Source organism: Streptomyces caatingaensis, from assembly GCF_001187435.1.
GTDB classification, from domain to species: Bacteria; Actinomycetota; Actinomycetes; order Streptomycetales; family Streptomycetaceae; genus Streptomyces; species Streptomyces caatingaensis.
The window spans coordinates 56,240-68,345 of record NZ_LFXA01000017.1 but is presented as its reverse complement, the minus strand read 5'-3'; the positions used below and the strand labels follow the sequence as shown (position 1 = coordinate 68,345).

The 12,106-nt window shown below is 76.0% G+C and carries 9 protein-coding genes and 1 pseudogene; 4 read left to right on the top strand and 6 right to left on the bottom strand.

Features of this window, described 5'->3' with window-relative positions:
• Nucleotides 1-143: 143 nt before the first annotated feature.
• Complete coding sequence (locus AC230_RS22690) at nucleotides 144-641, top strand: GNAT family N-acetyltransferase (RefSeq protein WP_049718195.1); 498 nt, start codon at nucleotides 144-146, stop codon at nucleotides 639-641.
• 6 nt (nucleotides 642-647) lie between these two features.
• On the opposite strand, the gene AC230_RS22685 is transcribed toward AC230_RS22690, so the two are convergent.
• Nucleotides 648-911 (bottom strand): hypothetical protein, encoded by a 264-nt coding sequence (locus AC230_RS22685; protein WP_049718194.1) that lies wholly within the window; start codon nucleotides 909-911, stop codon nucleotides 648-650.
• A 175-nt stretch (nucleotides 912-1,086) separates the two neighbouring features.
• On the opposite strand from AC230_RS22685, the gene AC230_RS22680 reads away from it, so the two are divergent.
• The gene (locus AC230_RS22680) at nucleotides 1,087-1,824 is read left to right on the top strand and encodes a GntR family transcriptional regulator (RefSeq protein WP_049718193.1); all 738 of its coding nucleotides are present in this window, start codon (nucleotides 1,087-1,089) and stop codon (nucleotides 1,822-1,824) included.
• A gap of 9 nt (nucleotides 1,825-1,833) precedes the next feature.
• On the opposite strand, the gene AC230_RS22675 is transcribed toward AC230_RS22680, so the two are convergent.
• The 3 genes from AC230_RS22675 to AC230_RS22665 all read right to left on the bottom strand — a co-directional run bounded on the left by AC230_RS22675 (nucleotide 1,834) and on the right by AC230_RS22665 (nucleotide 7,861).
• Nucleotides 1,834-2,715, bottom strand: coding sequence for an esterase/lipase family protein (locus AC230_RS22675; RefSeq protein ID WP_049718192.1), 882 nt, complete (start codon nucleotides 2,713-2,715; stop codon nucleotides 1,834-1,836).
• Nucleotides 2,716-2,921: 206 nt separating this feature from the next.
• Complete coding sequence (locus AC230_RS34395) at nucleotides 2,922-3,980, bottom strand: DinB/UmuC family translesion DNA polymerase (RefSeq protein WP_049718191.1); 1,059 nt, start codon at nucleotides 3,978-3,980, stop codon at nucleotides 2,922-2,924.
• A gap of 392 nt (nucleotides 3,981-4,372) precedes the next feature.
• On the bottom strand, nucleotides 4,373-7,861 hold the full coding sequence (locus tag AC230_RS22665) for a DNA polymerase III subunit alpha (protein ID WP_049718190.1): 3,489 nt from the start codon (nucleotides 7,859-7,861) through the stop codon (nucleotides 4,373-4,375).
• Between the two features lie 203 nt (nucleotides 7,862-8,064).
• On the opposite strand from AC230_RS22665, the gene AC230_RS22660 reads away from it, so the two are divergent.
• Both AC230_RS22660 and AC230_RS22655 read left to right on the top strand, forming a co-directional pair.
• Nucleotides 8,065-9,084, top strand: a complete 1,020-nt coding sequence (locus tag AC230_RS22660; protein ID WP_107082219.1) for a DUF3533 domain-containing protein — start codon at nucleotides 8,065-8,067, stop codon at nucleotides 9,082-9,084.
• Nucleotides 9,085-9,543: 459 nt separating this feature from the next.
• Entirely contained in the window at nucleotides 9,544-9,996 is a 453-nt protein-coding gene (locus AC230_RS22655) for a subtilase-type protease inhibitor (RefSeq protein WP_049718189.1), read from the top strand.
• Between the two features lie 126 nt (nucleotides 9,997-10,122).
• Here AC230_RS22655 and AC230_RS22650 read toward each other — a convergent pair whose 3' ends face one another.
• Both AC230_RS22650 and AC230_RS22645 read right to left on the bottom strand, forming a co-directional pair.
• Nucleotides 10,123-11,034, bottom strand: a complete 912-nt coding sequence (locus AC230_RS22650) for a S1 family peptidase (protein WP_053161351.1) — start codon at nucleotides 11,032-11,034, stop codon at nucleotides 10,123-10,125.
• A 244-nt stretch (nucleotides 11,035-11,278) separates the two neighbouring features.
• Nucleotides 11,279-12,049, bottom strand: a pseudogene (locus AC230_RS22645) (slipin family protein); the annotation flags it as partial.
• Between the last annotated feature and the right edge of the window lie 57 nt (nucleotides 12,050-12,106).

Genomic DNA, 12,106 nt, shown 5'->3' with positions numbered 1-12,106 from the left:
ACTAGGTTAGGCAGCCCTAAGCATGTCAATTCACCTCCGCCGTACGGACCTTATGGGCCGTTATGTCGACCGCGCCCGTGCGTGCCGGACGCGCCGGGGAAAACCGTTTGCGCCCGCGCGCCGCCGGGTGGCAGGGTCCGCCCATGGCAGACATCACGGTTCGCCCGCTGGCCCCGGACGAGTGGCGGCTGTACCGGACGGTCCGGCTGGCCGCCCTGGCCGACGCGCCGTACGCCTTCTGCTCGACCTGGGCCGGGGAGAAGGCGTTCACGGAGGAGACGTGGCGCGGGCGCCTGGCCCGGCGGGGCACCTTCCTCGCCGAGGACGGGGGCGAGCCGTGCGGCCTGGTCTCGGTGGTGCCCGCGGAGTCCGCCGGGGACGCCGATCTGGTCTCGATGTGGGTGGCCCCCTCCGCCCGGGGCCGCGGCGCGGCCGGCCTGCTCGTCGGAGCGGCCCTCGCCCGCGCGGCCGAGGAGGGCTTCGCCCGCCTGCGGCTGTGGGTCACCGAGGGCAACGACCCGGCCGAACGGCTCTACGCCCGGCACGGTTTCGTCCGGACGGGGGCGGTGCAGTCGGTCCGGGAGGGCGAGGACGCCCGGGAGTTCGAGATGGCCCGCACGACGGCGCCGGCCGCGGGGTAGGACGGGTCAGCGGCGGGGGCCGGACGGCATCGGCCCGGGGAAGGGGAAGGCCCGCGCGACCTCGATGGGGTGGGAGCGGCCCACCACGTACGCGTTGCCGTCCTCGAACTCCAGCCGGGTGCGCGCCGGGAGGACGCACCGGACGTCCCGCACCCGGTGCGGAATCCCGCCGATCGCCACCACGTCGCCCACGCGGACGCCGTCACCGGTCACGGTGACCGTGGCGACGCGGCGGCCTGTGGCCCGGACGGACATGCGCGGATCACGCATCGCTCAACTCCCCAGTGGTACACGGCACAACGGACCGCCCGTGCGCGAAGGCGCCCGGGGTGCGCGACCCTATCGCTGTTCGCGACAGGCGGCAAGGGCGCCTGGTGAGCGGGCAGTTGGCGCGGCGCAGTAGGGTTCGGGGGTAGCGCGAGCGACCCTGCGGGAGGCAGCATCCATGAACGGCGGCGAGGGGGCCGGCGCGTCCGACCGGCGTCCGCTCCACCAGCGCATCGCGGCGGACCTGCGGGACGAGATCATGTCCGGCACCCTGCCGGCGGACGGCAGGGTGCCCTCCACCCAGCGGCTCAAGGACCGGTTCTGCGCCTCCAACGCCACGGTGCAGAAGGCGCTTCAGGCCCTCAAGGCGGAGGGTCTCGTCGTGGGACGGCCGGGCGCCGCGGTCACCGTCCGCCCGCACCGGCAGCGGACGGCGCCCGCCGGCGCGTACGCCGATCCGGACGCCGGCGGCCGGTCCCGCGCCAGGCTCCTGGAGGTCGCCGAGGTGGCCGCGCCCGCGGACGTCGCGGCGGCGCTCAACCTCGCCCGGGACGAGCCGGTGCTGATGCGGTCCCGGCTGCTGCTGTCCGACGGGGAACCGGCGGAGCTGGTCAAGTCCTTCTACCCGCTCGACATCGCGCGCGGCACCGCGATCGCCGAGCGCGGCCGGATCCCCGGCGGAACGCCCGCCCTCCTGGCGGAACTCGGCCATCCGCCGCGCCGCTGGGTGGACCGGGTCGCGGCCCGCGTGCCCACCCAGGAGCAGTTCTCGGCGCTGGAGCTGCCGGGCGACCTGCCCGTGCTGCGGACGTTCCGCGTGGTCTACAGCGATCACGAGCGGCCCGTCGAGGTCACGGTCGCGGCGAAGGCCGGGCATCTGCACGAGGTGTGCTGCGAGTTCGAGGGCGAGGGGTGACCGGGGGCGTCAGCCGGTGACCATGGAGGCGCAGCTCGACGGCGTGGCGTAGGCGGGGTCGAGGGCGTTGGCGACCTCGTGGAAGGCCACGCGGTCCACCGTGCCGATCGCCAGGTGCTCGGAGACGTCGACGGCGCAGCGCTCCTGGAGCAGGATGTTGCGGACGTTCGGGCCGGAGAGGAAGGACGTCCGCCAGGGGGTGACGACCTCGTCGTACCGGGTGGCGACGACGGTGTAGCGGACGCCCGGGACGGTGTCGGGGCGGGAGTTGAGCTTCTTGAGGAAGGCGGAGCCGAGGGCCTGGTCGGTGAGGCCGGGGGTCACCCCGTGGATCGCCTCGCGGGCGCCGGGGATCTTGTCCATCAGCCTGGTGAGGCCGGAGAGCGTCGTGCCGTGGCTGGACGGGGCGAGCGCGGTGAGGGAGTTGACCTTGGGGCCGCCGCCGAGGAAGTTGAGGTAGTAGCGCGGCATCATGCCGCCCTGGGAGTGCCCGACGAGGTCCACCTTGTCGGCGCCGGTCGTCGCGCGGACCCGGTCGACGTACGCGGAGAGCTGCTCGGCCGACTTGGCGACCGGGCCGAGGCCGTTGAAGAGCGGGACGCCGGGCAGCTGGCCGTAGTCGAGGGAGAAGACGCAGTAGCCGCGGTTCACCAGGTAGGGCGCCAGGAAGAGCCAGTTGTCCACGGAGTTGCCGAGGGTGCCGTGGACGAGGACGACGGGGCGGGGGTGGGCGGGCGAGGGTCTGCAGGAGTAGTCGTTCCAGCCGCTGCTGACGGTGCGTCCGGCGGCGGGGGCGGGGGCCGCCGTCGCGGCGGCGCCGGCGGTCAGGACCAGGGCCAGGGCGGCCAGGTACGCGCCCAGGGCGCGGAACAGTCTTCGCATTCCGGACATGGAGGTCTCCTCGCAGGTGGGATGTGAGGGGAGGGGGCGGGTGGGGGGTGCCGAAGGGTGCACGGCATCGGCACAGCGGCCCATGAGCGGCCGTGCGCTGAAAGGTCGTTAACTTACCTGCGAGTAGGCTGCGGGATGGTCATGAATTCGTCAAGGCGTTTGACGTGCACTCGTGCGACGTGTCGCCCCTCCGGGCGCGTCCGCGGCTACGCCGCGAAGGCGGCGGCCGGGCCGATCGTGCCGGGGCCGTAGCGCGCGTTCAGGGCGTCGATGACCGGCTCGACGCGCAGCCGGGCCTCGCGGGCGCGGTCCAGCGTGAGCTGGGTGTGCGCCTGCGTGTCGTCGACGGCGTCGGCGACCAGGCCGATCCGTCGCATGCGGGCCCGCTGGAGGCCGAATCCGTCGAGGATGCCGTAGACGGCCTCGCGCAGGTCGTCCGTGTGCGGCGAGGGCGCGGGCAGCGTCCGGGTCCTCGACAGCTCGCGCCGGTCGGCCGTGCGCACGACGACGGTGACCGAGCGGGCGGCCTGGTGGCGCGAGCGCAGCCGGGCGCCCAGCTCCGCGGCCAGCCGCAGGGCCGTGGCGCGGGCCCGCGGGCCGTCGAGCGTGTCCTCCGCGAAGTCGGCCCGGACACCGACCGTCTCCGTCGCCCGGCCCGGGACGACCGCGCGGCGGTCGCCGCCCCGGGCGCGCTCCTGCAACGGGCGGGCCTGCCGGCCCAGGATCCGCAGGGCGGTCGCCGGGGGCAGGGCGGCCAGCTGCCCGATCGTCTCCACGCCGAGCCGGCCCAGCTCCTCGGCCTGCGTCCGCCGGATCCCGTACAACTCCCCCACCGGGAGCGGTCCGAGGAAGTCCTCGACGTCCTCCGGCCGTACGTGGCGGACGCCGTCCGGGCCCGTGCGGGAGGAGGCGGTGGCCGCCACCGTCCAGGACGGGCCGATGCCGACGGCCGTGTCCAGGCCGTACCAGGCGGCGGCCTGGAGGCGCAGCCTCCGGGCCAGGTCGGCCGGGCCGAGGCCGAACAGCCTCAGCGCGCCGTCGACGCGGGCGACCGCGGCGCACGGCGGGAGCGCCTGCGCGACGGGCGTGAACCGCCCGAGGACGGCCATGAGTTCGGGCAGGCCGCCTTCGCCGCCGCGCCGCCGCCGGATGCGGACGTGCAGGAAGAGGGCGCCCCGCCCCCGCCCTTCCCCCGCTTCCTCCGGGGCCCCGTCCCCCGGCCCGGCACCGCGCTCCGCGCGGTGGGACGGTGGCCGCGCCCCCACGGGCTCCCGGCGGGCGGGGCCCGGCCCCCGCGCCCCGCCGGTTGCCCCGTCCCCCGGACCCCCGGTCCGGGCCGTACCCACCGGCCCGCGGCGCGGCCGCGCTGCCTCGTCCCCGAACGCCGGACGGGCCGAGTCGGGGCCGCGCCCCTCGGACCGCCCCTCGGACCGCCCCCCGGGCGCCGCCCCCGAAGCCCGGACGGGCTGCCCGTCCGGCGCTTGGGGGCGGACGCGGCGAAGCCGTGCCGCGGGACCCGGGGCGGTGACCCGGCCCGGACCGTCCGGCACGTGGGGGCTCCGCCCGAAGGGCGGGCGGGGGGCCGGGGGCCCGCCCCCGGGGAGACGGGGAGAGGGCGGGTCCGGGGCGCACCTCCCGCGGGTACGCTTCACCGCACTCATCCCGCACTCCCCCGGCTCGCGTGCCACAGCTTCCGTCCGGTCGCGGCCCCTTCGCCCGCCGGGCGCAGGTCGGCCCACGGGTGCATGGCGTACCCCGTGGGCAGGTCGACGTGCCGCCGCGGGGCGGCGTCCGGCACGGGCGCCGGCGCCGACAACTCCCCGGCCACCGCGCCCAGTCCGCCCGTCGACCGCAGCTCCGCCAGCCGCGCCAGATCCCATGCCCGCGCCCCCACCACGCTCACGCTGCGCGGCCCCCGGCGCTGGACGACACCGCGGACCAGCAGCAGCCAGGAGTGGAAGACCGTGTGGGCGCAGGCCGCGTGGGAGTCGTCGAAGAAGGCGCAGTCGACCAGGCCCGTCCCGTCGTCGAGGGTCGCGAAGACGACGCGGCGGCCGGAGCGCACCGGCGGCGTCTGGGTGGCGGCCTTGGCTCCGGCGACGAGGACGGTCTCGCCGTGCGCGGCGGCGCGCAGCCGGGCGGCGGGGAGCACGCCCAACTCGCGGAGGAAGTCCCGGTGTTCGGTCATCAGGTGGCGCGAGGCGTCCATGCCGAGGACGCTCAGCTCGGCGCCGAGCCGCTCGGCCGCGTCGAGGTCGGGCAGGCCGAGCGGCCCGGTCCGGGCCTCGTCGACCAGGACGGGCTGGGCGGCGGGCACCCGGCCGTGCAGCCGGTGCAGTTCGGCGATGTGCAGGAGCAGATCCCGCCGGTTGGGCCCGAAGGCGTCCAACGCCCCGACGCGCGCGAGCCGTTCGGCGACCGGCCGCCCGGGGCGGGCGCGCAGCCACAGGTCGGACAGGGAGCTGTAGGGGCGGCCGGCGGCGATGCGGGCCGCCGCCGCCTCGGAGATGCCGTGCACGTCGCAGAGGGCGAGCCGGATCCCGTAGCGACCACGCGCACCCTCTCCGGACACCAGTTCGATTCGATAGGTGGTGTCGGAGCGGTTGACGTCCAGCGGCAGGACCGGCACCCCGCGCCGCCGCGCGTCCGCCAGCAGCAGCCGCTTGGGGTACATGCCGGGGTCGTGGGCGAGCAGCCCGGCGTAGAAGGCGGCCGGGTGGTGGGCCTTCAGCCAGGCGGACTGGTACGTCGGTACCGCGAAGGCCACCGCGTGCGCCTTGCAGAAGCCGTACGAGCCGAACGCCTCGACGATCTCCCAGGTGCGGCGGACGACGTCGGGCGTGTACCCGCGCCCGGCCGCCCGCTCCGCGAACCAGGCGCGCACCTCGCCCACCCGCTCGGGGTCGGACAGCGCGCGGCGCGTCTCGTCCGCGTACCCCCGGTCGCAGCCGGTCATGATCCGCAGGATCTCGATGATCTGCTCGTGGAAGACGACCACGCCGTAGGTCTCGGCCAGCACCCCGGCGAGGTCGGGGTGCGGGTAGCGCACGGGGGCGCGGCCGTGCCGGGCGGCGACGAAGGGGCGGACCATGTCGGCGGCGACGGGGCCGGGCCGGAAGAGCGAGATGTCGACGACGAGGTCGTGGAAGGTCTCGGGCTGGAGCCGGCCGACCAGGTCGCGCTGGCCGGGCGACTCGATCTGGAAGCAGCCGAGGGTCTCGGTGGAGCGGATGAGCGCGTAGGTCTCCGGGTCGCCGGGGCGGACCTGGGCGGGGTCGTCCAGGTCGACGCGCCGCCCGGTGGCCCGTTCGAGCTCGGCCACCGCGTGCGCCATCGCGGACTGCATGCGCACGCCGAGCACGTCGAGCTTGAGCAGCCCGAGGTGTTCGACGTCGTCCTTGTCGAACTGGGACATGGGCAGGCCCTCGCCGCTGGTGGGCACGACCGGGGTGCGGCCGCGCAGGGCCGCGTCGGAGAGGAGGACGCCGCAGGGGTGCATGGCGACGCCGCGCGGCAGCGCGTCGAGGGCCTCGACGAGCTCCCAGAGCCGGCCGTGCCGCCCGAACCCGGCCGCCACGCCGCGCAGTTCGGGCAGTTCGGCCAGGGCGGCGCGGGCGTCGCGGGCCCGGATGTGCGGGAAGGCCTTGGCCAGCCGGTCCACGTCGGCCGGCGGCAGGCCGAGGGCGGCGCCGACGTCCCGGACCGCGTGCCGCACCCGGTAGGTCTCGGGCATGGCGACGGTCGCCACCCGCTCCGCGCCGAAGCGGCCGAGGACCGCCCGGTAGACCTCCAGGCGGCGGGCGGACTCGACGTCGATGTCGATGTCGGGCAGCACACGGCGGCCGCGGGAGAGGAAGCGCTCCATCAGCAGGCCGTGGGCGACGGGGTCGGCGTGGGCGATGCCCAGCAGGTGGTTGACGAGCGAGCCGGCGCCCGAGCCCCGGGCGGCGACGCGGATGCCCAGCGCCCGGGTGTCGTCGACGACCTGGGCGACGGTGAGGAAGTACGAGGCGAAGCCGTGGTGGCGGATGATGTCCAGCTCCTCCGCCAGCCGGTCCCAGTACGGGCGCCGGCCCGCGTAGCCGCGCAGCACCATGGCGGCGTCGCAGCGGGAGCGCAGCACCCGGTCGGCGGTGCGCAGGCGGGCCCCGACGAGGTGGGGTTCGGGGAAGTGGACGGAGCCGAGGCCGAGATGGGCCCCGGGCTCGACGCGGCAGGCCGCGGCGGTCTCCTCGGTGGCGGCCAGCAGCCGGCGGGCCCCGGCGGGGCCGAGGCCGGCGGCCTCGGCGACGCGCCCGGCGGCCTCCGCCATGGCGCCGGCGGCCTTGAGCCAGCGCTCGCCGGAGTCCAGGGCGCCGGGCGTGCGGAAGTCGACGGGCACGAGCCGCCGGGCGGCGTCGAGTACGTCGGCGACCGGGCCCTGCCCGGGGTCGGCGTAGCGCACGGCGTTGCTGAGGACGGCCGGTACGCCCGCTTCGGCGGCGAGGCCGAGGGTGCGGGCGGCGAGCCGCAGCGAGCCGGGGCCGGTGCCGGTGCGGCCGTGCCAGACGGCCTCCAGGCGCAGGGCGTCACCGTACAGTTCGCGCCAGGCGGCGAGCAGGGCGGCGGCCCGGTCGGGGCGGCCGGCCGCGAGCGCGCGGCCGACCTCGGAGTCGGGGCCGAGCAGCACGGTCACCGGGGGGCGCGGCCCGGCCGCGGCGGCCGCGAGGTCCGTACGGGACAGCAGGGGCCGGGGCGGCGCGGGCGGGCCGCCGCGCGGCTCCCCGGGGGCGGCGTGGGCGGCGGTGACCAGGCCGCACAGCGCGGCCCAGCCGAGCGCGCCGTCGCGGGCGAGGAAGACCGCCCGGGGCGCGGACTCGTCGACGAAGGCGCCGCCGCGCACGGGGGTGCGGGGGCGCGCCGCCGGGGTGTCCGCGGTGCCGGCGGGCGCCACGGCCAGGTCCACGCCGAACAGCGGGCGGACGCCGGCCGCGGTCGCCGCGCGGGCGAACCGGACGGCGCCGGCGAGGGTGTCGCGGTCGGTGAGGGCGAGTGCGTCCAGGCCGCGTTCCGCGGCCCGTTCGGCCAGCCGTTCCGGGTGCGAGGCGCCGTACCGCGCCGAGAAGCCCGACGCGGTGCGCAGGTGCGTGAACGCGGGATGGGTCATCGCACCTCCTTGCCGTGCCGTCATCGCCCCCTTGGCTGATTTCCGCCCCTTCTCTCCACCATAGACCACACATCGAACATCCGTACGAACATCTGCACGCGCCCCTCCTCCCCCACCGCTCGCCACCGCGCGTCACCGTTCACCACCACTCGAACGGCCCGCCCGCCCTGCGCCGCCCCGCCGCTCCCCGCAGGCTCGGGGGCATGAGAGCGTTCGCCCGGGAGGTCCGCACCGCGGTGACCGGCCACGCCGCCCTCCTGGTCACCGGGGTGCTGCTGCTCCAGCTCGCGTTCATCGCCTCCTACGTCGGCGCCTTCCACCACCCGGTGCCGTCGGGGATCCGGCTCGGCGTGGTCGCGCCGGCGCAGACCCGGGCGGCCCTGGTGGAGCGGCTCGGCGCCCTGCCCGGCCGGCCCCTGGACCCGGGCGCCGAGGAGGACGCCGGGCGGGCCGCGGACCGGATCCGCGCACGCGAACTCGACGCGGCGCTGGTGACCGACCCGCGCGGCACCACCGACACCCTGCTGGTGGCGGGCGGGGCGGGCGCCTCGCTGGCCCAGGCCGCGGAGGCGGTCGTCGGACGGGCCGAGGCCGGGCGGCAGCGGACGGTGCGGGTCGAGGACGTCGCGCCCGCGGCCGCCGGGGACGCCCGGGGGCTGACCTCCTTCTACCTGGTGGTCGGCTGGTGCGTGGGCGGCTACCTGTGCGCCGCGATCATCGCCATCAGCGCCGGCGCCCGGCCCGCGAACCCCCGCCGGGCGGTGATCCGGCTGGGCGCGCTCCTGCTCTACGCGGCCGCCGCGGGCCTGCTCGGCGCGGTGATCACCGGGCCGGTCCTGGACGCGCTGCCCGCCGGCATCGCCCCGCTGTGGGGGCTGGGCACCCTCGTCGTCCTCGCCGTCGCGGCCCTCACCCTCGCCCTCCAGGGGCTGGCCGGCGTCGTCGGCATCGGGCTGGCCATCGCGATCGTCGTCGTGCTGGGCAACCCGAGCGCGGGCGGCGCCTACCCCTACCCCCTGCTGCCGCCCTTCTGGCGGGCGATCGGCCCGGCGCTCCCGCCCGGGGCGGGCACCTGGTCCGCCCGCTCCCTGGCGTATTTCGACGGGAACGCGCTGACCGGTCCGCTGCTCGTCCTGGCGGCCTGGGCGGCGGCCGGGGCCCTGGTGACCCTGGGGTGCGCGGTGTTCCACGAGCGCAAGAGGCCGAAGAGTCCCGTGAGTTGACGCGAACCCGCATACCAGACGGTCGGGATGGCCGCTCTTCGGTCATTGCTGCGCCGCCCCGGGGCCGTCCGGAAACCCGCCCCGGCCCGTGCGGGCCCCTCTTTTCGGCCGGGCCTCCCCCGCCCGCCGACTGGAGCCCCCCGGCGCCGGATTCTTCGATTTCCCCGGCGTCAACCCTGCGTTTCAGAGGCGTGAACCCGCCATGGTCAACGATGGCAAGGCATCGTCGCAGGTCAATACTCCTGAAACAACAATTCGCCCCTTCTCCCCCGGACCGGGCGCCCGCCCCGCCCCGGATCGCATACACCGCCCCGGGACCGCACCGCCGGGTGCTCAATTCCGGCCACTACCGACTGTTTTCATGTGACGACTGGAAGTGATCGATCCATGTGCGTTCATGCCCGGGTTGGGCCAGACTGCCGGTCGTTATCGGAACCCACGAACAAGGGAGTGTTCGGAATGCGGTACATCACTGGGGGGATCGCCCTGGGGTCAGCGTTGATCCTGGGCAGCCTGGTGGGCGCCGGGACGAGCGCGACCGCGGCACCCGCCACCGCGCCCGCGCCCGCTGCCCAGCAGAGTCTGTACGCGCCCTCAGCGCTCGTACTGACCGTCGCCCAGGGCGAGAGCTCCACCAACTCCGGCGTCCAGCGCGCCGTGACCCTCACCTGCATGCCGAAGCCGGGCGGGACGCACCCCGACGCCCGCGGGGCCTGCAACGAACTGCGCGCCGCCGGCGGCAAGTTCGAGGACATCACCAAGGTGAAGGCCGGCACGGCCTGCACCAAGGAGTGGAACCCCTACGTCGTCACCGCCGAGGGCGTCTGGGAGGGTCAGCGCGTCAAGTTCGAGCACACCTTCGGCAACACCTGTGAGCTGAAGGCGGGCAAGGGCATCGTCTTCGAGTTCTGACCCCGGCCGGAGCGACGGCCCAGGTCGTGAACCCGTGGGGAACCGGCACGTGAAGCGGCCCCCGGACACCGTGGAGGTGTGTCCGGGGGCCGCGGCCCGTGCGGCTTCCGGCCCGTCCCGCCGCCGTCAGCCGATCGACGCGCCCAGCGCGCGCAGCGCCTCGCGCACCGGCTGGTAGTAGGTCTTCCCGCCCGTACGGCAGTTGCCGGTGCCGCCCGAGGTGATGCCGAGCGCGGTCCCGCCGTCGAAGAGCGGTCCGCCGCTGTCCCCCGGCTCGGCGCAGACGTCCGTCTCGATCAGCCCCTCCACCCGGCCCTCCTCGTAGTTGACCGTGGCGTCGACGCCCGTGACGGTGCCGCCGCGCACGCCGGTGGTGGAGCCGCTGCGCTGGACCCGCTCGCCGGGACGCGCCTCGCCGGCGCGGGTGATGACCCGGGTGCCGCCGCCGTGGAGGTCGACGGCGCTGGGACGGGGGGTGCCGTCCGTGTAGCGGGCGAGGGCGTAGTCGTGCCCGGGGAAGACCGACGTCTCGGTGACCGCGGCCCGTGAACCGCCCTTGTCCTCGGCCCACTCGGCGGTGGCCTTCCCGCAGTGGCCGGCGGTCAGGAAGGCCGCCCGGCCGCCCCGGCTGACGTTGAAGCCGAGCGAACAGCGGGCCGCGCCGCCCCAGACGGCGTCGCCCCCGGCGGCGTACCGGACGAGGGGCGTCGCCGTTCTGCGCACCTCCACCGCGTCCCCCAGCCCGGTGGTGACCTCCGTGAGCCGCGCCAGCCGGGTCCCCGTGACGGTCGGGTCCGCGGTGACGACGACCCGGTGGGATCTGGGGTCCGTCACCCAGGCGGTGCCCGGGATCGCGGCCATGGTGTCGAGCGTCCGCCGGGCGGCGGCCAGGCGGGCCGCGGTGGCGGCGCCGCCCGCCGCGGTGACGGCCGCGGGCGCCGTGGGGGACGCCCCCGCCTGCTGCGGGGGGAACGTCACGGCCGCGAGCGCGACGGCGGTGGCCGGCAGCGCGCGGAGGGACAACCGGAAGGTCTTCACGCTCGGCACCTCCAGGTGGGGGGTCGACCCCGACCGCGGAAGGCCGGCCGGGTCCGGAGGACGGACCCGGCACCGGCACGCGCTCCCCCGGTGGGAGGGGCGCGTCCATGCCAAGCCGTGGGTTCCGAGTGTTCCTGCCCGGGGAGGGAGTGCACAAGGGCGACTTCCGGTCGCGCGTATGGCCATGCGGGCGCGTGGGCGCGGAGTTGACGCTCCGTCAGGTGGGGACTCACCCCTCCCGCGGCGGCGCCGCCCCCTGTTCCGCCCGCTCCAGGAAGCGCAGCAGCTCCACCGGGAAGGGCAGCACCAGCGTCGAGTTCTTCTCGGCCGCGACGGCCACGATCGTCTGGAGCAGCCGCAGTTGGAGGGCGGACGGCTGCTCCGACATCGTCGCCGCCGCCTCCGCCAGCTTCTTCGACGCCATCAGCTCCGCGTCCGCGTTGATCACGCGGGCCCGGCGCTCGCGTTCCGCCTCCGCCTGCCGGGACATGGACCGCTTCATCGTCTCCGGCAGCGAGACGTCCTTGATCTCGACGCGGTCGATCTGGACGCCCCACCCGATGGCCGGGCTGTCGAGCATCAGCTCCAGGCCCTGGTTGAGCTTCTCGCGGTTGGACAGCAGGTCGTCCAGATCGCTCTTCCCGATGATCGAACGCAGGGAGGTCTGGGCCATCTGCGAGACCGCGAAGCGGTAGTCCTCGACCGCGATCACCGCCTCGGCGGCGTTGACGACCTTGAAGTAGACGACCGCGTCCACCCGCACGGTGACGTTGTCGCGGGTTATGCCCTCCTGGGCCGGCACCGGCATGGTGACGATCTGCATGTTCACCTTGCGGAGCCGGTCGACGCCCGGAATGATCATGGTGAAGCCCGGCGGCCGCACCTCGGGGCGCAGCCGCCCCAGGCGCAGCACCACACCGCGCTCGTACTGCTTGACCACCCGGGCCGCCGCCATCAGGTACATGGCACCGGCGGACGCCGCGGCCACGGCCGCCACCACGAGGTCTTCGACCATCACGGCCCCCTGTGTCCCACGACAGGTGATATGTCCACGGTATGCCCCGGGGGGCAC

What these genes read in the sequence shown, in the direction of transcription:
- AC230_RS22690 (WP_049718195.1), top strand. Translation starts at nt 144, where the DNA reads ATGGCAGACATCACGGTTCGCCCGCTGGCCCCGGACGAGTGGCGGCTG.
- AC230_RS22685 (WP_049718194.1), bottom strand. Translation starts at nt 911, where the DNA reads ATGCGTGATCCGCGCATGTCCGTCCGGGCCACAGGCCGCCGCGTCGCC.
- AC230_RS22680 (WP_049718193.1), top strand. Translation starts at nt 1,087, where the DNA reads ATGAACGGCGGCGAGGGGGCCGGCGCGTCCGACCGGCGTCCGCTCCAC.
- AC230_RS22675 (WP_049718192.1), bottom strand. Translation starts at nt 2,715, where the DNA reads ATGTCCGGAATGCGAAGACTGTTCCGCGCCCTGGGCGCGTACCTGGCC.
- AC230_RS22665 (WP_049718190.1), bottom strand. Translation starts at nt 7,861, where the DNA reads ATGACCCATCCCGCGTTCACGCACCTGCGCACCGCGTCGGGCTTCTCG.
- AC230_RS22660 (WP_107082219.1), top strand. Translation starts at nt 8,065, where the DNA reads ATGAGAGCGTTCGCCCGGGAGGTCCGCACCGCGGTGACCGGCCACGCC.
- AC230_RS22655 (WP_049718189.1), top strand. Translation starts at nt 9,544, where the DNA reads ATGCGGTACATCACTGGGGGGATCGCCCTGGGGTCAGCGTTGATCCTG.